The organism is Allobosea sp. GW823-FHT01F03 (assembly GCF_058798075.1).
In genome coordinates this window covers 1,322,559-1,340,641 of the sequence record NZ_CM179505.1, presented here as the reverse complement: position 1 = coordinate 1,340,641, position 18,083 = coordinate 1,322,559, and the positions used below count along the sequence as shown (strand labels likewise).

The 18,083-nt window shown below is 67.3% G+C and carries 21 protein-coding genes; 14 read left to right on the top strand and 7 right to left on the bottom strand.

Translation table 11 applies throughout. The features are described 5' to 3' along the window. Window positions 1-97 precede the first annotated feature (97 nt). Complete coding sequence (locus AC3RCC_RS06230; RefSeq protein ID WP_492257931.1) at window positions 98-1,153, bottom strand: MBL fold metallo-hydrolase; 1,056 nt, start codon at window positions 1,151-1,153, stop codon at window positions 98-100. A 493-nt stretch (window positions 1,154-1,646) separates the two neighbouring features. Here AC3RCC_RS06230 and AC3RCC_RS06225 point away from each other — a divergent pair, with 493 nt between their 5' ends. Both AC3RCC_RS06225 and AC3RCC_RS06220 read left to right on the top strand, forming a co-directional pair. Then, the gene (locus tag AC3RCC_RS06225) at window positions 1,647-2,570 is read left to right on the top strand and encodes a tyrosine recombinase XerC (RefSeq protein ID WP_492257930.1); all 924 of its coding nucleotides are present in this window, start codon (window positions 1,647-1,649) and stop codon (window positions 2,568-2,570) included. 85 nt (window positions 2,571-2,655) lie between these two features. Then, window positions 2,656-3,237: a DUF4337 domain-containing protein gene (locus AC3RCC_RS06220; RefSeq protein ID WP_492257929.1), complete on the top strand. Its 582-nt coding sequence runs from the start codon at window positions 2,656-2,658 to the stop codon at window positions 3,235-3,237. Window positions 3,238-3,297: 60 nt separating this feature from the next. Here the strand turns inward: AC3RCC_RS06220 and AC3RCC_RS06215 are convergent, their stop codons facing one another. Continuing rightward, complete coding sequence (locus AC3RCC_RS06215) at window positions 3,298-4,098, bottom strand: SDR family NAD(P)-dependent oxidoreductase (protein WP_492257928.1); 801 nt, start codon at window positions 4,096-4,098, stop codon at window positions 3,298-3,300. A gap of 200 nt (window positions 4,099-4,298) precedes the next feature. Between AC3RCC_RS06215 and AC3RCC_RS06210 the strand changes: the two genes are divergently transcribed. The 5 genes from AC3RCC_RS06210 to AC3RCC_RS06190 are packed head-to-tail and all read left to right on the top strand — an operon-like array spanning window position 4,299 to window position 6,212. Beyond that, a complete protein-coding gene (locus tag AC3RCC_RS06210; RefSeq protein ID WP_291640936.1) occupies window positions 4,299-4,625 on the top strand; it encodes an ArsR/SmtB family transcription factor in 327 nt (108 codons plus the stop codon). Further along, window positions 4,622-5,053 carry an SRPBCC family protein gene (locus AC3RCC_RS06205; protein WP_291640938.1) on the top strand — a complete coding sequence of 144 codons (432 nt, stop codon included), beginning with the start codon at window positions 4,622-4,624 and terminating at the stop codon, window positions 5,051-5,053. The genes AC3RCC_RS06210 and AC3RCC_RS06205 overlap by 4 nt, the downstream gene beginning before the upstream one ends. Window positions 5,054-5,055: 2 nt before the next feature. Then, window positions 5,056-5,313 (top strand): hypothetical protein, encoded by a 258-nt coding sequence (locus AC3RCC_RS06200; protein ID WP_452117159.1) that lies wholly within the window; start codon window positions 5,056-5,058, stop codon window positions 5,311-5,313. 10 nt (window positions 5,314-5,323) lie between these two features. Beyond that, the gene (locus tag AC3RCC_RS06195) at window positions 5,324-5,776 is read left to right on the top strand and encodes a DUF1801 domain-containing protein (RefSeq protein WP_492257927.1); all 453 of its coding nucleotides are present in this window, start codon (window positions 5,324-5,326) and stop codon (window positions 5,774-5,776) included. Window positions 5,777-5,798: 22 nt separating this feature from the next. Further along, window positions 5,799-6,212, top strand: coding sequence for a DUF1801 domain-containing protein (locus AC3RCC_RS06190; RefSeq protein ID WP_291640944.1), 414 nt, complete (start codon window positions 5,799-5,801; stop codon window positions 6,210-6,212). Here AC3RCC_RS06190 and AC3RCC_RS06185 read toward each other — a convergent pair whose 3' ends face one another. Both AC3RCC_RS06185 and AC3RCC_RS06180 read right to left on the bottom strand, forming a co-directional pair. Further along, window positions 6,213-7,610, bottom strand: a complete 1,398-nt coding sequence (locus tag AC3RCC_RS06185; RefSeq protein WP_492257926.1) for an amidase — start codon at window positions 7,608-7,610, stop codon at window positions 6,213-6,215. Window positions 7,611-7,896: 286 nt separating this feature from the next. Beyond that, window positions 7,897-8,760, bottom strand: coding sequence for an ABC transporter permease (locus tag AC3RCC_RS06180; RefSeq protein ID WP_492257925.1), 864 nt, complete (start codon window positions 8,758-8,760; stop codon window positions 7,897-7,899). A 107-nt stretch (window positions 8,761-8,867) separates the two neighbouring features. Here AC3RCC_RS06180 and AC3RCC_RS06175 point away from each other — a divergent pair, with 107 nt between their 5' ends. After that, window positions 8,868-9,194, top strand: a complete 327-nt coding sequence (locus AC3RCC_RS06175; protein ID WP_492257924.1) for a type II toxin-antitoxin system HicB family antitoxin — start codon at window positions 8,868-8,870, stop codon at window positions 9,192-9,194. A 25-nt stretch (window positions 9,195-9,219) separates the two neighbouring features. Here AC3RCC_RS06175 and AC3RCC_RS06170 read toward each other — a convergent pair whose 3' ends face one another. The 3 genes from AC3RCC_RS06170 to AC3RCC_RS06160 form a co-directional block, all read right to left on the bottom strand. Continuing rightward, the gene (locus AC3RCC_RS06170) at window positions 9,220-10,158 is read right to left on the bottom strand and encodes an ABC transporter permease (RefSeq protein ID WP_492257923.1); all 939 of its coding nucleotides are present in this window, start codon (window positions 10,156-10,158) and stop codon (window positions 9,220-9,222) included. Between the two features lie 228 nt (window positions 10,159-10,386). Further along, window positions 10,387-11,772 carry an ABC transporter substrate-binding protein gene (locus AC3RCC_RS06165; protein ID WP_492258755.1) on the bottom strand — a complete coding sequence of 462 codons (1,386 nt, stop codon included), beginning with the start codon at window positions 11,770-11,772 and terminating at the stop codon, window positions 10,387-10,389. Window positions 11,773-12,079: 307 nt separating this feature from the next. Further along, window positions 12,080-12,859, bottom strand: a complete 780-nt coding sequence (locus tag AC3RCC_RS06160) for a GntR family transcriptional regulator (RefSeq protein ID WP_492257922.1) — start codon at window positions 12,857-12,859, stop codon at window positions 12,080-12,082. Window positions 12,860-12,985: 126 nt separating this feature from the next. Here AC3RCC_RS06160 and uxaC point away from each other — a divergent pair, with 126 nt between their 5' ends. From uxaC to AC3RCC_RS06130, 6 genes are all read left to right on the top strand, one after another. Further along, a complete protein-coding gene (gene uxaC / locus AC3RCC_RS06155; RefSeq protein WP_492257921.1) occupies window positions 12,986-14,389 on the top strand; it encodes a glucuronate isomerase in 1,404 nt (467 codons plus the stop codon). Beyond that, on the top strand, window positions 14,386-15,237 hold the full coding sequence (gene kduI / locus AC3RCC_RS06150; RefSeq protein ID WP_492257920.1) for a 5-dehydro-4-deoxy-D-glucuronate isomerase: 852 nt from the start codon (window positions 14,386-14,388) through the stop codon (window positions 15,235-15,237). Before uxaC ends, kduI begins: the two co-directional genes overlap by 4 nt. Continuing rightward, entirely contained in the window at window positions 15,237-16,001 is a 765-nt protein-coding gene (kduD, locus tag AC3RCC_RS06145; RefSeq protein ID WP_492257919.1) for a 2-dehydro-3-deoxy-D-gluconate 5-dehydrogenase KduD, read from the top strand. Before kduI ends, kduD begins: the two co-directional genes overlap by 1 nt. Then, the gene (locus AC3RCC_RS06140; protein ID WP_291640961.1) at window positions 15,998-16,339 is read left to right on the top strand and encodes a cupin domain-containing protein; all 342 of its coding nucleotides are present in this window, start codon (window positions 15,998-16,000) and stop codon (window positions 16,337-16,339) included. The genes kduD and AC3RCC_RS06140 overlap by 4 nt, the downstream gene beginning before the upstream one ends. Before the next feature lie 92 nt (window positions 16,340-16,431). Beyond that, the gene (locus tag AC3RCC_RS06135; protein WP_291640963.1) at window positions 16,432-17,415 is read left to right on the top strand and encodes a TRAP transporter substrate-binding protein; all 984 of its coding nucleotides are present in this window, start codon (window positions 16,432-16,434) and stop codon (window positions 17,413-17,415) included. Between the two features lie 131 nt (window positions 17,416-17,546). Beyond that, window positions 17,547-18,080: a TRAP transporter small permease gene (locus tag AC3RCC_RS06130; protein ID WP_291640965.1), complete on the top strand. Its 534-nt coding sequence runs from the start codon at window positions 17,547-17,549 to the stop codon at window positions 18,078-18,080. The last annotated feature ends 3 nt before the right edge of the window (window positions 18,081-18,083 follow it).

Genomic DNA, 18,083 nt, shown 5'->3' with positions numbered 1-18,083 from the left:
AGAAAATCCTAATTCCACGTAGTGACCAACCGTCAGCGGTCAAGCTTCGGCCATCATACTTAATGTTTTTGCCCGAACGGCCGCAGCCGGAGATGGCTCAGCGACCGGGCTCGACCCGCATGATGCCGTCCTTCGGCGCCGCCCAGCGCAGCTCGCCCAGCCGCAGCATCGCATTCACATGGGCGAAGACCTCGCTGAAGGCGAAGCTGAGCTGGTGCGGATCGAGCGGGCGCGTGAACATCACCGGCACGAGCGCGGCGACCGAATGCGGCCCGTGCGCCACGGCTTCCTCGATCAGCCGGCAGCGTTCGCCATGATGCTCTGCGAGCTCGGCGCAGCGTGCCTGCAGGCCACGGAACGGCAATTGATGCCCGGGCAGGACCAGCGTCTCCGGCGGGATCGCCGCCGCGATGGCGCGTAGCGAGCGCAGATAGAGCCCGAGCGGATCGCCCTCGGGGTCGACCGCCCAGACGCTGATGTTCGGCGTGATCTTGGCCAGGACCTGGTCGGCGGCGAGGAAGATGCCGGCCTCGGCGCAATGGAACATCAACTGCTCCGGCGCATGCCCGTCGCCCGCCAGCACCGAGAAATCGCGCCCGCCGATCCTCAGCACATCGCCGGCGACGACGCGGGTGAAGGTCGGCGGCAGCGGCGTCACCATGCGCAGATAGCCGTGGCCCAGCGTCGAGACGACTTCGGTGACCTGCGCGTCGAGACCATGGCGCAGGTAGAAATCCTTGTAGACCGGTGCCTCGGAGGCGCCCGGGCTCAGCGAGATGTTGAGGCAGCCGAGATAGCTGGTCTGGCTGGTCAGGAGCGGGGTATCGAACTGCTCGTGAAGCCAGCCGGCGAGGCCGATATGGTCCGGATGGTAATGCGTCACGAAGAGCCGCGTCAGGCGCCTTCCGGCGAGCGGGCCGGAGGTCAAGGCGAGCCAGGCGGCCTTGGTCGCGGCATCGCCGATGCCGGTATCGATCACCGCCCAGCCGTCACCGTCCTCGATCAGGTAGATGTTGACGTGGTCGAGCCGGAAAGGCAGCGCGATGCGGGCCCAGAGCACGCCGGGCGCGACCTCGATCACCTGCCCCGGAGCCGGCGGTTCGGGAAAGGGAAAGCTCAGGCCCTGGCTGTCGATCGCGTTCAAAATGGTCACCCCTGAACAATCTCCGCTCTGGCTCATAGCAGCGGTCGCAGGCCGCGGGAATGCCGGCAAACACGATGGCGGCCATCGCTCCTGGTTATGAAGAGGCTGCGGGAAGCCGATCTGGAATGCCTCCCCTCATCCTGAGGAGCTGCGCAGCAGCGTCTCGAAGGATGTTCCAGATGTCTCCCGCGCCTCCCGAACATCCGTCGAGACGCCATTCCCTGCGGAATGGCTCCTCAGGATGAGGGCTGAGGAAACTCGCGATACTCCGGCCCGGCGAAGCCCACGCATAGCGCTTGTTAAGGCTCAGCCGCGCATCATCGAAGCGGAGTGACAGGCCCGGATCTGTCATCCCGGACAAGCCGCCCTCTGGCCCGGCCTTTGGCCGGCCCAAGGACAGGCTCCGCAGCGCCGATCCGGGATCCATGCCTGAACCGTTCCGGCATGGATCCCGGGTCTCCCTGCGGTCGCCCGGGATGACAGCGAGATGTGAACCGAAGGCATGAGCGATTTCGACACCTTGCAGCGCGACTGGCTCGCCCATCTCGGGCATGAGCGCCGGCTTTCGCCGAAGACGCTCGAAGCCTATGGCCGCGATCTCAACCAGTTCCGCGCCTTCCTCGATGAACATCTCGGTGCTTCGCCCGACCTCAAGGCCGCCGCGGCGCTGAAGCCCGCCGATCTGCGCGCCTTTCTCGGCCAGCGCCGCCGCGACGGTGCCGGCAACCGCACCTTGATGCGCCAGCTCGCGGCCCTGCGTTCGCTCGCCCGCTTCGGCGAACGCGACGGCCGGCTCAGCGCCGCCGCTTTCGCCGCGACGCGCGGCCCGCGCCTCGGCAAGGGCCTGCCGCGCCCGCTCGATGCGAGGGCAGCCGCCGCCGTCACCAAGGCGGATTCCCGCATCGGCGAGGACCGGCCCGACTGGGTGCTGGCGCGCGACGCCGCCGTGCTCTCGCTGCTCTATGGCAGCGGCCTGCGCATTTCCGAGGCCCTCGGCCTGAAGCGCGCCCAAGCCCCGGCGAGCACCGGCGACGCCCTGACCGTACTCGGCAAGGGCGGCAAGACCAGAATGGTGCCGGTGCTGCCGGTCGTCGTCGACGCCGTTGCGCAGTATCTCGCGCAATGCCCCTGGCGGCTCGAGCCGGACGGGCCACTCTTCGTCGGGGTCAAGGGCGGGCCGCTCTCGCCGCGCATCATCCAGCTCGCGGTCGAAGGCCTGCGCGGCTCGCTCGGCCTGCCCGGCAGCGCAACCCCGCATGCGCTGCGCCACTCTTTCGCCACGCATCTGCTCGGCCGCGGCGGCGATCTGCGCGCAATCCAGGAACTGCTCGGCCACGCCTCGCTCTCGACGACGCAGGTCTACACCCGCATCGATTCCAGCCGGCTGCTCGCCGCCTATGACGCCGCCCACCCCCGCGCCCGTTGATAACGCCTGACCCTACGGAAATCCCGCTTGATTCCGCGCCGCAACCAGCTGATCTGCGCTGCGCGGTCCCCGGGGAATCAGGTCCATGGCTTCAGCTACCCAAGACGTCACCGAGGAGAGCACGACCGGGAGCAGGGTCAACAAGCGCATCGCCCTGCTGATCGCGATCCTCGCGCTGATGCTGGCCTTCGCCGAGATCGGCGGCAAGAACGCCGAGCAGGATGCGCTCGCCAGGAACATCGAGGCCTCCAATCTCTGGGCCTTCTTCCAGGCCAAGACCATTCGCGGCACCACCTTGCGCACCGCCGCCGAGGCGATGGAGGTCGAGCTCGCCGGCACGACCGAGCCGGCCACCCGCGAGCGGTTGCAGAAACGCATCGATGGCTGGAAGGCGACCATCGCCCGCTACGACACCGAACCCGAAACCCAGGAAGGCCGCAAGGAGCTGATCGCCCGCGCCAAGGCGGCGGAAGCCCGGCGCGACATCTCCAGCGCCCGCGACGACAAATACGACATCGTCTCCGGCCTGCTCCAGATCGCCATCGTGATCTCCTCGGCGGCGATCATCACCGGCGTCGCCATGCTGGCCTGGACCGGCGGCGCCCTCGGCCTGCTCGGCCTTGGCCTGATGGTGCTGGCCGAGCTCGCGCCGACCGCGCTGTTCTGAAGGCCGTTCGCCTCCCCTCACCGCTCATCCTGAGGAGCTGACGGGCCGGGATGCGGCCGCTCAGTAGTGGATCGCCCCCCGCGTGCCGCCGCCGGCGGCGATGGCGTCGCCATTCACCGCGACGCTGCGCGGCGAGGCCAGGAAGGCGACGAGGTCGGCGATCTCCGCCGCGTCGACCAGGCGGCCGATCGAGACATTGGCGGCCGCGCGGCGCTCCATCTCGGCCGCATCGACGCCGGCATCGGCGGCCCGCGCCGCGAACATGCCCGCCGTCTTCTCGGTGCGCGTCACGCCGGGATGCACCACGGTGACATTGATCCCCTTCGGGCCGAGCTCGTCGGCGAGGTTCTTGGTCAGCGCCGCCACGGCGACATTGCGGATCGAGCCGATGGCCGAGCCGGTCATCCGCGCATTGAGGCCGCTGATATTGATGATCCTGCCCCAGCCATTGGCGGCCATGATCGGCGCCGCCTCGCGGGCCGTGCGCAGATAGCCCATCACCTTGACGTTGACGTCGTCCCAGAACAGCGCGTCGGTGATCTCGGCGAGCTTGGGCGGCGCCGCCTGGCTCGCCGGCCGCGCCGCGGCATTGACCAGGATGTCGAGCCCGCCGAGCGCCGCGACCGTGCCGGCGACGAGCGCCTTCACCGAGGCATCGAGCTGCGTGTCGACGGCGAGCCCGACGATCTTGCGCCCGCTCTCCCGCGCCAGTTCGGCCGCGGCAGCGTCGAGCTCCGCCCGATTGCGGGCGGCGATGACGACATCGACGCCTTCCAGCGCCAATTGCCGCGCAATCGCACGACCGATCCCTTTGCTGCCCCCGGTAACGAGGGCACGCTTGCCGCTGAGCTTCAGATCCATGGTGAGGTTCCCCAGAAGGCGGACCGCAGCGCGGCGCCGGCAGCGCCGTCGCCCCCGCGTTTTCCAGCGCATCGTGCTGGACCGCCACGATGCGGTCCAGCACCCGCGACGCGCCTCCGCCCTGCACCGTCGACGCATGCGCTTGACCAATTCATATCTCTATGGTTATGAATTAAATCATAGCCAATGAGTTATATATCATGACACCGGTTGCTCACGACATCCTGTTCAGGACGCTCGCCGACCCGACCCGGCGGGCGATCTTCGAACGCCTCTGCCGCGACGGCGAACAGACCGTCGGCGCCCTGACGGCCCAGGCCGGGGTCTCGCAGCCGGCCGTGTCAAAGCACCTTGGCGTGCTGAAACAGGCCGGCCTGGTGCGCGACCGCCAGGAAGGTCGCCAGACCCATTACAGCCCCCAGATCGGGGCGCTCAGCCCCATGATCGACTGGACCAGCCAGATGATCGGCTTCTGGGAAGCACGCTTCGACGACCTCGAAAATTTGCTCGACAGGATGGACCAGTGAGCACCACCACCCCGCAGACGCGCTCAGTCATCGTCGAGCGCGAGATCGCCCATCCACCGGAGAAACTCTGGCGCGCCCTGACCCAGCCGCATCTGATCGCGGAATGGCTGATGCGGAACGATTTCGTGCCGAGCCTCGGCCACCGCTTCAAGCTGCATGGCGACTGGGGTGGCGTGCTCGATTGCGAAGTCCTCGCCATCGAGCCGAACCGCACGCTGTCCTACAGCTGGGACCTCGCCCATGAGGAGGCGGCCTTCAGCCTGAAGAGCGTGGTCACCTTCACGCTCTCTCCGACCCCTAAGGGCACGCTGCTGCGCATGGAACAGGTCGGCTTCCGGCCGGACCAGAAGCTGGCCTATGGCGGCGCAAGGAGCGGCTGGCCGCGCTTCTTCGACAAGCTCGAAGAGCTGCTCGCAAAAGCCGAATAGCCATGTCGCCCCACTCCGGTTTCAGGAAGGAGGCTTCGTTGACCTTGAACGGCTCCATTCGGCTGGCCCATCGCTGGCTGTCGATCATCTTCACCGCGACCGTCATCGCCAACTTCGTCGCCATGGCGCTGGGCGAGCCGCCGGCCTGGATCGTCTATTCCCCGCTGCTGCCGCTTTTCCTGATGATGGTCTCCGGGCTCTACATGTTCGTGCTGCCCTATGCTGCCGGTCGGCGGCAAGGACGGCGGGCGGAAGGCTAGGAGCGAAGCTATGGCCGGCAAGAGTTCGAAGGCGGCTACGAAGCCGAAAGCCGAAGACGCGCAGCCCGTGCTCCTTTCGGGCGGCAATCCGCAGATCGCCAAAGGCTATGGCGAGGCGCCGATCCAGGCCTATATCGCCGCCATGCCGGGCTGGAAGAGCGGTCTCGGCACCCGGCTCGATGCGCTGATCAGTGCCGCTGTCCCCGGCGTCAGGAAGGCGGTGAAATGGAACTCGCCGCTCTACGGCGCCGACGAACAGAGCTTTTTCCTCGGCCTGCACTGTTTCGCGAAATACGTGAAAATCTCCTTCTTCCGCGGCGCTTCGCTCGACCCGCTGCCGCCCGGCCCCTCCAAGCAGAAGGAGGTGCGCTATCTCGATATCTACGAGCAAGACGAACTCGACGAGGCCCAGTTCACCGCCTGGGTAAAGCAGGCAGCCGCCTTGCCGGGCGAGAAGATGTGAAGCGCGACAAGGAGATCGGTCGATGCAGCAGGAGAACGACAAGCCCGGCGATGTCGCCTCCGCCTCCGCGTTGATCGATGCCCGGATCGCGGAACTGACCGACTGGCGCGGTGCGGCGCTGGCAAAAGTCCGCGCCATCATCCGGCAGGCCGATCCGCAGGTGATCGAGAGCTGGAAATGGCGCGGCGTCCCGGTCTGGGAGCATGCCGGCATCCTCTGCACCGGCGAGACCTACAAAATCGCGGTGAAGCTGACCTTCGCCAAGGGCGCCTCCCTCCCCGATCCCGCCGGCCTGTTCAATGCGAGCCTCGACGGCAACACAAGGCGCGCCATCGACATTCATGAAGGCGAGACGATCGACGAAGTGGCACTTACTGCGCTGATCCGCGCCGCAGTGGCGCTGAACACGGCTGGGAAGAAGTCGCAAAAGGCCTGATCAAACCGCATGCTGGGGAGCGCGCGGCCATTCCGGCCCCTGCCCGCGCAGCTGTTCCCAGGCCCGCGCCAGCTGCAGCACGCCGAGATCGTCGAAGCGTTTCCCGGTGATCTGGAGGCCGATCGGCAGGCCCGATGCCGTCATGCCGGCATGGACCGAGACCGAAGGCTGGTCCGACATGTTGGCGGCGACGGTGAAGACGATGTGCTCGAAGGGCCGCTCGGGATCGTGGAGCGGCGAAGCGAGTTCGGCGGCAAAGCTCGGCACCGGCGAGACCGGCGAGAGCACGTAATCGAAGGGCTGGGCCGCCTTCAGCGCCGCATGGCGGATCGCCAGCATCTGGCTCATGCCGCGATGCACCTGCGCGCCGCTGAGGACACTGCCGCGCTCTGCCCAGGCGTAGATGTAGGGCAGCACCTTGTCTCGTCTCTCCTTTGGCAAGCCGCCGATCTCGGCCCAGGCGCGCTGGCGCCAGAAATCGTCGAGCCCGTCGAGCATATCCTGCGTCAGGAAAGGCGGCATTGTCTCCACGATCGCGCCAGCCTGGCGAAAGGCCTCGGCCGCCCGAACGATCGCAGCCCTTACCTCCGGCTCGACCGGCAGGCCGATACCGGCTTCCAGCTGCAGCCCGACCTTTAGCCCGCGCGGCTCGCGCTCGAGATCGAGCCAGGCGATCTCCTGCGGCGGCAGGCTCATCGGGTCGCGCTCGTCCGGTTTCGAAAGCTCGCGCATCATCAGGGCCGCATCGGTGACGGTGCGCGTCATCGGCCCGGCGACACGGCCGTAATAGGTCGGGTCGATCGGCACCCGGCCGAAGCTCGGCTTCAGCCCCACGAGCCCGCACCAGCCGGCCGGCAGGCGGATCGAGCCGCCGATATCGGTGCCGACATGCAAGGGGCCGTAACCGGCCGCCCCCGCCGCGCCCGCTCCGGCCGAGGAGCCGCCGGGGTTTCTCGAGAGGTCGAACGGGTTGCGCGCCAGTTTGTGGAAGCTCGACAGGCCCGAGGAGAGCATGCCGTAATCGGGCATGGTGGTCTTGCCCAGGATGACGCAGCCGGCCTCGCGCAGGCGCTGCGCCGGCGGCGCGTCGGCTGCAGCAGGGGCGAGTTCCATCGCCGCCGTGCCGAGCGGCACGGGTACACCCTGCGTCGCGATGTTCTCCTTGATCGTGCAGGGCACGCCGTCGAGCGCCAGCGCCTCGCCCCGGCGCCAGCGCGCCTCGCTCGCCTTGGCGGCGGCGCGTGCCCCCTCTGGATCATAGGCATAGAGCGCGTTGAGCGACGGCTCCCATTGCGCGATCCGCGCGATCACCGCCTCGGTGACCTCGACCGGCGAGAGCTCGCGCGAGCGAAAGGCGTTCAGCATGTCGACGGCGCTGAGATCGGCGAACTCGATCATCGGGAGATTCCCACAGTCAGTGTTGAAGCAAACGAACCGCGACAGTCATTGCGGGGCTTCGCGCCAGCGAAGAGCCCGAAACCCAGGAACACGACAGGTTTCCATTTCGTCATGCTCGCCCTTGTGGCGAGCATCCACGTCTTGAACACGGCACTCGGCCAGCGAAGGCGTTGATGGCCGGGACAAGCCCGACCATGACGGAGGGAAATCGTGTTCGGGTGTTTCATGCTCAGGCCTCTTGGCCTGCCCCGGAAAGACAAGGAGGTTCCACGCCGGATCATCGTCCTCAATCCCGCGAACGCCGCGTGCGTGGATCGACCGCGTCGCGCAGGCCGTCGCCCAGCAGGTTGAAGGCCAGCACCGAAAGCGCAATCGCCATGCCCGGAAAGATGGCGAGCCAGGGCTGGGCCGCCATGAAGGTCTGCGCCTCGTTGAGCATCCGCCCCCAGGACGGGTTCGGCGGCTGCGTGCCGAGGCCGAGATAGGACAGACCGGCCTCGGCGAGGATGGCGAGCGCGAACTGGATCGTCGCCTGCACCACCAGCACGCCGGCAATGTTGGGCAGGATGTGCAGCCGGGTGATGGTGATCTCCCTCAGCCCGGCGGCGCGCGCCGCCAGCACATAGTCGAGCGCCCAGCATTGCAGCGCCGCCCCGCGTGCCAGCCGCGCGAAATAGGGCAGGCTGTAGATCGCGATGGCGATCACCGCATTCATCATGCCCGGTCCCCAGACTGCGCTGATCATGATCGCCGAGAGCACCGCCGGGAAGGCGTGGCTGAAATCGGCCATGCGCATGATCAGATTGTCGAGCAGCCCGTCGCGCCGCATCGCCGCGAGCAGGCCGAGCGCGCTGCCGACGGTCAGGCCGAGCCCCACTGCACCAAGCCCCACCGCCAGCGAATTGCGGGCGCCGACCATGATCATCGAGAAGATGTCGCGGCCGAACTGGTCGGTGCCGAACCAGTGCTCGGCAGAGGGCTGCCGCAGACGCTTGAGGATCGCCATCTGCTTGGGATCATAGGGCGTCCAGACATAGGAGATCAGCGCCGCGGCGACGACCAGCCCGGCGAGGATAAGACCGACAAGGAAGGATGGGCTCGCCCACCAGCGCCGCGGACGCCCCGGCACTACGAGCGGCGGCGGCCTCATGTCGCACGGCTCCCGCCGCATGAGTGCCACCCCGGCGCGGTGAACTCGGCTATGCTCGGGCAAGCCAATGGGCTGGGCATTCGTCCGTTCGCGAGGAGGTTCAGGCTATGCCGCGCGTGATCGCGCTCATTCACCAGTCGGCCGGCGTCTTCGGCATCAGCTTCCCGGATTTCCCGGGCTGCCTCTGCTCCGCCGACAGCCTCGACGAAGCCCTGCGCCGCGGCACGCGCGCGCTGACCCGGCATGTGGCGGCGATGGTCGCGGACGGGCTTGCCATCCCCGCGCCGCGCCCGCTGGCGGCGCTGCGCACCGATCCTGATTTCGCCGACGACATCGCCGAGGCTGTCCGCATCGTGGCGGTCGAGCTGCCGGTGCCCGAGCCGCGCCCCTTCGTCCCGGCCGGCGCCGCCCGCATCGGTCTCGGCTGGCATTGAAAGTCGCGCCATCGCGTCAATCCGCCTACCGCAGGCGCGGGTCGATGACGCCATAAAGCAGCTCGACCAGGAAATTGACCAGCACGACCAGCGTGCAGAACAGCATGACGAGGTCCTTGACCACGATCAGGTCGTGCTGGGCGATCGACTGGAAGACCAGCCGCCCGAGCCCCGGCAGGGAAAAGACATTCTCGATGATGATCGCCCCGGCGATCAGCACCGAGAACTGCAGCCCGAGAATGGTCACGACCGGGATCAGCGCATTGCGCAGCACATGGCGCAGCATGGTCCGGCGCCGGCTCACCCCCTTGGCACGGGCGGTCCGGACATAATCCTCCTGCATGGTCTCCAGCATCGCCGCCCGGGTGACGCGCGCCAGGATCGCCGCCTGCGGCAGGGCGAGCGCGATCGCCGGCAGCAGCAGCGCCTTGAAGGCGGGCACCAGCCCGGCACTCCAGCCCGGGAAGCCGCCGGCCGGCAGCCAGCCGGCGCCGACCGCAAAGACCAGCACCAGCAGGAGACCGAACCAGAAGTTCGGGATGGCGAGACCCACCTGCGCGAAGACCATCACAGCGGCATCGCCCGGCCGGTTGTGATGCGCCGCCGCGACGGCGCCAAGCGGAATGCCGATCGCCATTGCCAGCAGGATCGCCATCGAGGCCAGCGGCAGCGTCACCACCATGCGTTCGCCGATCAGTTGCGTCACCGGCACGCGATAGGTGTAGCTGAGGCCGAGATCGCCGGTGAGGAGCCCGCCAACCCAGGTGAGGAAACGCACCGGCGCCGGCCGGTCGAGCCCCATCTCGGTGCGCAGCGCCGCCAGCGCCTCGGGCGCGGCGTTGAGGCCGAGCGTCACCGCCGCCGGATCACCCGGCAGGATTTCGAGCACGAGGAAGATCACCAGCGCAGCGCCGATCAGGGTCGCGGCCAGGGCCAGGAGCCGGCGCAGGAGATAGGCGGTCACGGGGCGCTCCGCTGGCTCTGCCCGGACGAGGCGACGCGAAACGGGCCTGAGAGCCGCGGGGAACCCTTCTCCCGTGTGGGAGAAGGGCAGGGATGAGGGCCTGCCCTAACCACAGAGGGCGCAACGGCGACGCTCCACTTATCGATCAGCGGCGGTCCCTCACCCCTGCCCCTCTCCCATCCGGGAGAGGGGTTCCCCGCGGATATCCCGATCGCCATCGAAAAACACCTACCGCCAGCGCACCTCCGCCAGCGGCGTCAGCGGCAGCGGCCAGTCCGTCCACATGCCTTCGAGGTCAGCCTTGGTCACCGTCAGCTTCGGCAGGATGAACAAGAAGCCGTTGACCGCGTCGCGCGCCAGCATGCGCTGCGCCTCGCCATAGAGCCTGTTGCGCTCGGCCTCATCGAGCGTCGTGTCGATCCTGGCCATCAGCGCCTTGAACTCGGGGTTCTTGTACTGGAAGTAGTAGTCGTCGCGGGCATAGTTGCCGATGTCGAGCGGCTCGGTATGGGCGATCACCGTGAGGTCGAAATCCCGCCCCCGGAACACCCGCTCCAGCCATTGCGGGAATTCCAGCGGCTCGATCGCGGCGTTGATGCCGATCTGCGCCAGCAAGGCCGCGATGATCTCGCCGCCGCGGCGCGCATAGGCCGGCGGCGGCAGGCGCAGCGTGCAGGAGAAACCGTTCGGGAAGCCCGCCGCCGCGAGCAGGCTCTTGGCCTTGGCGATGTCGACCGGATAGGTGCCGGTCAGATCGACATAGGCCGGGTGCAGCGGCGAGAAATGGCTGCCGATATAGTCGAGATCGAAGCCGTAGACGCCGAGCGCGATGGTCTTGCGGTCGAGCACATGCGAGATCGCCTGGCGCACCCGGATATCGCTGAACGGCGCCTTGGCGTTGTTGATGGCGAGGATGGTCTCGCCCTCGGTCTTGCCGAGCGTAACCTTGAGCTTGGGGTCGGCCTTGAGCTGCGGGATCGCCTCCGGCGCCGAGAGATTGGTGAAGGCGTCGATGTCGCCGGCCCGAAGCGCCGCGACCTGCGCCTGCGGATCGCCGATGAAGCGGAACACCGCTTTGGCGAGCGCCGGCTTCGGCCCCCAATACTCGACATTGCGTTCGAATTCGAGCCGGTCGCCGCGGTTCCAGCGCGCGAATTTGAACGGCCCGGTGCCGACCGGCCTGGTCTTGTTGTCCGCCGCCGTCGCCGGCGAGACGATGATCGCGTCGCCCCAGGCGAGGCCGTAAACGAAATTCGCAGTCGGCTGCTTCAGCGTGATCGTAACCGTCACCGGGTCCGGCGCTTCAATCGCGGCGATCGGCGTGAAGATCCAGCGCTGCGCATTGGTCGAATCGGGCGCCACCGCACGCTCGAACGAGAACTTCACGTCGCGTGCGGAGAACGGCGTGCCGTCATGGAAACGGGCATTGGGCCGCAGCTTGAAGGTATAGGTCAGCCCGTCCGCCGAGACCGTCCAGCTTTCGGCCAGCGCCGGCACGATCTTGCCGGTGCGGTCCATGGCGACGAGGCCCTCGAAGATGTTCTGCAGCCCGACCTCGCGGATCGCCTGCGCCGCGCCCGATGTCGGATCGAGCGTCGGCGGCTCGAGCGTCATGCCGATCACGACGCTGTCCTTCACCTGCGCGAAGGCCTGCAGCGGAAACTGGGTGGCGAGCGCGGCGGCACCCGCCCCCGCCAGAAGATCGCGCCGCGTCGTCATCGTCCGCCTCCCTGATTTGGCGGCGCAAGATGGCGCGGGAACGAAGCGGGAGGCAAGAGCGGGGTTACCTATCAGCCCTCATCCTGAGGAGCGGCCGCAAGGCCGCATCTCGAAGGATGGCCCATAAGGCGCCGGAGTCATCTGGAGCATCCTTCGAGACGCCGCTTTCGCGGCTCCTCAGGATGAGGGCTCGCGGAGGTTTCTAGACGAAATAATCCGGATTGCTCGCCTGCAGATGGACGAGATCAGGCAGCAGCGTGCCGAGATGCTGGCGCATCGCCGCGATCGCGGCCGGCGCGTCATGGCGCCGGACCTCGTCGACGATGGCGAGGTGCTCGCGGATCACCATCTCCATGCGCCCGGGCACCGGCAGGGTCATGCGCCGGCAGCGGTCGATCTGGCTCTTGGCCGCCTGGGCGAGCTTCCAGACGCCGGGATAGCCGGCGCCCTGCGCCAGCGCCTCGTGAAAGGCCTCGTCGGCGCGGTGGAAGCTCTCCTGGTCACCGCTGTCGAAGGCCTCGTGCTGGCGGGCAATCGTCGCATCCAGCCGGGCGATGTCCTCGGCGCTCGCATGCTCCGCCAGCAGTTCGACCGTGGCGCATTCCAGCGCCTGGCGAATGAACACCGCCTCCGGGATCGCACCGACCGGGATGCGCGCGACGAAAGTGCCGGCCTGCGGGAAGATCTCGACGAGGCCTTCCTCCTTCAGCCGGATCAGCGCCTCGCGCACCGGCGTGCGGCTCATCCCGAAACGGGCGGTCAGATCCTTCTCCGAGAGCGGCGCACCCGGCCGCAGCTCCATGTCGAGGATCTCGCGCCGGAGCTCGTCCTGCACCATCGCGGCGGCGGTCGCTCGCCCCGCGGGAACGGCGGCCATGCGCTGCGGCCGCCGCTCGCGCCGGCCCGCACCGGCCTCGCGACCACTCACGGCTTCCGACATCGCCTCGCCCCGGCCATGATTGTCGCCTCCCGAATAGGACATGACGCGAGTCGGCGCCTGTCGTTGACATCGACTAACACGACTCCGTTTGACGTACTAGTATATTAGTATATTGACCATGATACAGCGCCGTGCCTATGGTCACGGCCATAAGAGGAAACGCCAGCGATGCTGCTGCACGACGATCGTCTTCTGCCTGCCGAACCGGTGACGCGCGGCATTGCGCGCCGCCTCTATGCCGGCATTCGCGACCTGCCGATCATCTCGCCGCATGGCCACACCGACCCGCGCTGGTTCGCCGAGGACAAGCCGTTTCCCGATCCGGCGACGCTGTTCGTCAAGCCCGACCACTACATCTTCCGCATGCTCTATTCCCAGGGCATCAAGCTCGAACAGCTCGGCATCGCCCGCAAGGATGGCGGCGAGGTCGAGAGCGATCCGCGCAAGATCTGGAAGCTCTTCGCCAGCAACTGGCACCTGTTCAGGGGCACGCCGACCCGGCTCTGGTTCGAGCATGCCGCCAATACGATCTTCGGCATCCGCGAGCGGCTCAGCGCCGACAATGCCGACAAGATCTATGACCGCATCGCCGAGCAGCTGGAGCAGGACGAGCTCCGCCCGCGCGCTTTGTTCGAGCGCTTCAACATCGAGGCGATCGCGACCACCGAAGGCGCGCTCGACCCGCTGAAATGGCACGACATGATCAAGGCGTCCGGCTGGGGCGGCAAGGTCGTCACCGCCTATCGCCCCGACAGCGTCGTCGATCCCGAATTCGAGGGATTCAAGGGCAATCTCGAGCAGTTCGGCGAGCTGACCGGCGAGGATGTCACGAGCTGGAACGGCTATCTCGAGGCCCACCGCAAGCGCCGCGCCTATTTCATCGCGCGCGGGGCGACCTCCTCAGACCATGGCCACGCCACGGCCCGCACCGCCAACCTCACCCAGGCCGAATGCGAGAAGCTCTTCGCCAAGATCCTGAAGGGCAAGTTCTCGGCCGAGGATGCCGACCTGTTCCGCGGCCAGATGCTGACCGAGATGGCCAAGATGAGCCTCGATGACGGGCTCGTCCTGCAGATCCATCCCGGCTCCTACCGCAACCACAACCCGCATCTGTTCGAGCAGTTCGGCCGCGACATGGGCTGCGACATCCCGCGCGGGCTGGACTATGTCTCGGCGCTGAAGCCGCTGCTCGACGCGGTCGGCAACGAACCCGGCTTCACCGTCATCGCCTTCACCCTCGACGAGACCGTGTATTCGCGCGAACTCGCCCCGCTCGCCGGCCATTACCCGGCGCTGAAGCTCGGGCCGGGCTGGTGGTTCCTCGATGCGCCCGAGGCGATGCTGCGCTTCCGCGAGCTCACCACCGAGACGGCCGGCTTCTACAACACCGTCGGCTTCAACGACGACACCCGCGCCTATCTCTCGATCCCGGCGCGCCACGACGTCGCCCGCCGGATGGACTGCCACTACCTCGCCAAGCTCGTCGCCGAGCACCGGCTCGACGAGGACGAGGCGGCGGAACTCGCCCATGACCTCGCCTATCGCCTGGCCAAGGAGGCCTACAAGCTGTGACCGCCGCGACCAGCAGGATCGACGAACGCCAGGCCGCCCATCCGCGCGATGTGCGCGGCTACGACACCGAAACGCTGCGCCAGGATTTCCTGATCGAGCGCATCTTCGTGCAAGGCGAGGTCGCGCTGACCTATAGCCACTACGACCGCATGATCGTCGGCGGCGCGATGCCGCTCGGCCAGCCCCTGACGCTCGACCCGTTCGCGCCGACCGGGACGCCCTTCTTCCTGGCGCGGCGCGAGCTCGGCGTGATCAATCTCGGCGGCGCCGGCGCGGTCAACATCGACGGCGAGCGCTTCGACCTGCCGGGCCTCGACGCGCTCTATGTCGGCCTCGGCGCTAGGGCAGTCTCCTTCGCCAGCGCCGATCCGGCTGATCCGGCCAAGTTCTACCTGACCAGCGCCCCGGCGCATCGCGAGGCGAAGCACCAGCTCATCCGCAAGGACGAGGCCAACACCCTGCATCTCGGCTCGGCGGAGACCTCGAACAAGCGCACCATCCGGCAATACATCATGCCGAACTCGACCGGCACCAACCAGCTGGTGATGGGCATGACGGCGCTGGAGCCGGGCTCGGTCTGGAACTCCATGCCCTGCCACACCCATACGCGGCGGATGGAGGCTTATCTCTACTTCAACCTCGATCCCGCCCATCGCGTCTTCCACTTCATGGGCGAGCCGCAGCAGACCCGCCACATCCTCGTCGCCAACGAGCAGGCGGTGATCTCGCCGAACTGGTCGATCCATTGCGGCTGCGGCACCTCGAACTACGCCTTCGTCTGGGCGATGGCCGGCGACAATGTCGAGTTCACCGACATGGACGCTGCCCCGGTGGAGACCCTGCGCTGATGCCGACGCGCTCGCCCTTCTCGCTGGAAGGCCGCCGGGCGCTGGTCACAGGCGCCAATACCGGCATCGGCCAGGGCATCGCCCTGGCGCTGGCGCAGGCCGGCGCGACCGTGATCGCAGCGGGCCGATCGAGCATGGCCGAAACGCAGACACTGATCGCCGATGCCGGCGGAACCTGCCTGCCGCTCCAGGCCGATCTCCAGCAGAACGGCACCGCAAGCCGCGTCATCGACGAGGCCGGGGCGCTCGCCGGCCCGCTCGACATCCTCGTCAACAATGCCGGCATCATCCGCCGGGCGGACGCGCTCGACTTCAGCGAGAGCGACTGGGACGAGGTGATGAACCTCAATCTCAAGGCCAATTTCTTCCTGGCCCAGGCCTTCGCCAAGGCGGCGCTCGCGGCCGGTCGCAGCGGGCGCATCGTCAACATCGCCTCGCTGCTCTCCTTCCAGGGCGGCATCCGCGTCGCCTCCTATACGGCGAGCAAGAGCGGCCTCGCGGGGCTGACGCGGCTCCTCGCCTGCGAATGGGCACAGCACGGCATCAACGTCAACGCGATCGCGCCCGGCTATGTCGAGAGCAACAACACGCAAGCGCTGCGTGCCGATCCCGAGCGCAACGCCGCGATCCTCGGCCGCATCCCGGCCGGGCGCTGGGGCAAGCCCTCGGATATCGGCGGCGCGGCGGTGTTCCTGGCGAGCGACGCCGCTTCCTACATCCACGGCGCGATCCTTCCTGTCGACGGAGGCTGGCTGGCACGATGACCGACCGTCTCGACGCCTTTTTCCAGCATGATGCGGATATCGCCTGGGAGGCGACCGATCCCGGCATCAAGCGCAAGATCATGGGCTATGGGCCGGATCTGATGGTGGTGCGCGTCGCCTTCGAGAAGGGCGCGGTCGGCAAGCCGCATCAGCACCCGCACCGCCAGGCCTGCTTCGTCGAGAGCGGCGTCTTCGACGTCACCATCGATGGTGAGACCAGCCGACTTTCCGCCGGCGACAGCTTCTTCGTGCCGGCGAACCTCGTCCATGGCGTCGTCGCCATCGAGGCCGGGCAGCTCGTCGATTCCTTCACGCCGATGCGGGAGGAATTTCTCTAGACATCGCCGCGCCGGCCCTCTGCGGCCATGGCGCTCGCCACGGGCAAAAACGACCGGAAAATCCGGCAGGTTTCAACGGGAGGGACTTCAACATGATCACGAGACGGTATTTCGCCGCGCTTGCGGGCGCGGCCTTCATCACCAGCTTCAGCCTGTCGGCTCAGGCACAGAACGTCACCCTGCGCTCCACCGACATCCATCCGACAGATTACCCGACGGTCGAGGCCGTCCGCCACATGGGCAAGCTGCTCGACGAGCGCACCCAGGGCCGTATCAAGATCAACGTCTTCCACTCGGCCCAGCTCGGCCAGGAGAAGGACACGATCGACCAGACGCGTTTCGGCGTCATCGACATGAACCGCATCAACATGGCGCCGTTCAACAATCTGATCCCGGCGACCAATGTGCCTTCGCTGCCCTTCATCTTCCGTTCGGTCGACCATATGCGGAAGGTGATGGACGGGCCGATCGGCGACAATCTCCTGAAGGATTTCGAGAAGCACGACCTGATCGGCCTCGCCTTCTACGATTCCGGCTCGCGCTCCTTCTATAATTCCAAGAAGGCGATCAACACGCCCGCCGACATGAAGGGCATGAAGATCCGCGTCCAGCAGTCGGACATGTTCGTCGCCCTCGTCTCGGCGCTCGGCGCCAATGCGACGCCGATGCCCTTCGGCGAGGTCTATTCGGCGCTCCAGACCGGCGTTATCGACGGCGCCGAGAACAACTGGCCGTCCTATGAATCGACCCGGCATTTCGAGGTCTCGAAATTCTATTCGCAGACCGAGCACTCGCTCTCGCCGGAGGTGCTCGTGATGTCGAAGCGCTCCTTCGACAAGTTCAACGCCGCCGACCAGGCGCTGATCAAGACGGCCGCCAAGGAATCCGTCGCCAAGATGCGCGAGCTCTGGGACGCTCGCGAAAAGGCTTCCGAAGCCAAGGTCAAGGCCGGCGGCGCCCAGGTGAACAGCGTCGAGAAGCAGCCCTTCATCGACGCGATGAAGCCGGTCTACGACAAGTTCGTCACCGATCCCAAGCTCAAGGACATGGTCGCCGCGATCCAGGCGGTGAAGTGAGCTGAATGGCGGGGCGGCCTCCGGGCTGCCCCGTTTTTTATCGAGGAGGCCCCCATCCTGAGACGTCGCTTCGCGGCTCCTGAGGATGCGGGCTGAGCATAAGCAATCGGCAGACATCATCTGGACATCCCATGCACGCCTTCACCGCGCTTCTGACGCGCCTCGGCGCCAAGCTCAGCCTGTACTCGCTCGTCGCCGCCGGCACCGGCCTCGTCCTGATGACGGCCATGGTGGCCTGGGGGGTGTTCGGCCGCTACGTCCTCAACGACACGCCGATCTGGGTCGAGGCCGGCTCGCTCTTCCTGATGTCCTGGTTCATCCTGCTCGGCGCCGCCGTCGGCGTGCGCGAGAGCGACCATCTCGGCTTCGAAGTCGGGCTGATCATGTCGCCGCCGCCCATGCGGGCAGCGCTGGTCCTGATCGGCGAGGGGCTGGTCTGCGCCTTCGGCCTCGCCATGCTGGTCTACGGCACCCAGCTCGCCATGGGCACCTGGAGCGACCGCATGCCGATCATCGGCATCTCGCGCGGCTGGGACTATGTCCCGATCGCCGCGGGTGGCGCCCTGATCGCCCTGTTCGCACTCGAGAAGATGCTGCTCTTCGTCACAGGCCTGAAGCAGGCCCCGCTCGGCTTCGGCCATTTCGGCTCCGAGCAGGAGGTCTGAGCC

Bases quoted from the DNA above. Each gene is read 5' to 3' on its own strand.
- AC3RCC_RS06225 (WP_492257930.1), top strand. From the start codon at position 1,647: ATGAGCGATTTCGACACCTTGCAGCGCGACTGGCTCGCCCATCTCGGG.
- AC3RCC_RS06220 (WP_492257929.1), top strand. From the start codon at position 2,656: ATGGCTTCAGCTACCCAAGACGTCACCGAGGAGAGCACGACCGGGAGC.
- AC3RCC_RS06215 (WP_492257928.1), bottom strand. From the start codon at position 4,098: ATGGATCTGAAGCTCAGCGGCAAGCGTGCCCTCGTTACCGGGGGCAGC.
- AC3RCC_RS06210 (WP_291640936.1), top strand. From the start codon at position 4,299: ATGACACCGGTTGCTCACGACATCCTGTTCAGGACGCTCGCCGACCCG.
- AC3RCC_RS06200 (WP_452117159.1), top strand. From the start codon at position 5,056: ATGTCGCCCCACTCCGGTTTCAGGAAGGAGGCTTCGTTGACCTTGAAC.
- AC3RCC_RS06195 (WP_492257927.1), top strand. From the start codon at position 5,324: ATGGCCGGCAAGAGTTCGAAGGCGGCTACGAAGCCGAAAGCCGAAGAC.
- AC3RCC_RS06190 (WP_291640944.1), top strand. From the start codon at position 5,799: ATGCAGCAGGAGAACGACAAGCCCGGCGATGTCGCCTCCGCCTCCGCG.
- AC3RCC_RS06185 (WP_492257926.1), bottom strand. From the start codon at position 7,610: ATGATCGAGTTCGCCGATCTCAGCGCCGTCGACATGCTGAACGCCTTT.
- AC3RCC_RS06180 (WP_492257925.1), bottom strand. From the start codon at position 8,760: ATGAGGCCGCCGCCGCTCGTAGTGCCGGGGCGTCCGCGGCGCTGGTGG.
- AC3RCC_RS06175 (WP_492257924.1), top strand. From the start codon at position 8,868: ATGCCGCGCGTGATCGCGCTCATTCACCAGTCGGCCGGCGTCTTCGGC.
- AC3RCC_RS06165 (WP_492258755.1), bottom strand. From the start codon at position 11,772: ATGACGCTCGAGCCGCCGACGCTCGATCCGACATCGGGCGCGGCGCAG.
- AC3RCC_RS06160 (WP_492257922.1), bottom strand. From the start codon at position 12,859: ATGTCCTATTCGGGAGGCGACAATCATGGCCGGGGCGAGGCGATGTCG.
- uxaC (WP_492257921.1), top strand. From the start codon at position 12,986: ATGCTGCTGCACGACGATCGTCTTCTGCCTGCCGAACCGGTGACGCGC.
- kduD (WP_492257919.1), top strand. From the start codon at position 15,237: ATGCCGACGCGCTCGCCCTTCTCGCTGGAAGGCCGCCGGGCGCTGGTC.
- AC3RCC_RS06140 (WP_291640961.1), top strand. From the start codon at position 15,998: ATGACCGACCGTCTCGACGCCTTTTTCCAGCATGATGCGGATATCGCC.
- AC3RCC_RS06135 (WP_291640963.1), top strand. From the start codon at position 16,432: ATGATCACGAGACGGTATTTCGCCGCGCTTGCGGGCGCGGCCTTCATC.
- AC3RCC_RS06130 (WP_291640965.1), top strand. From the start codon at position 17,547: ATGCACGCCTTCACCGCGCTTCTGACGCGCCTCGGCGCCAAGCTCAGC.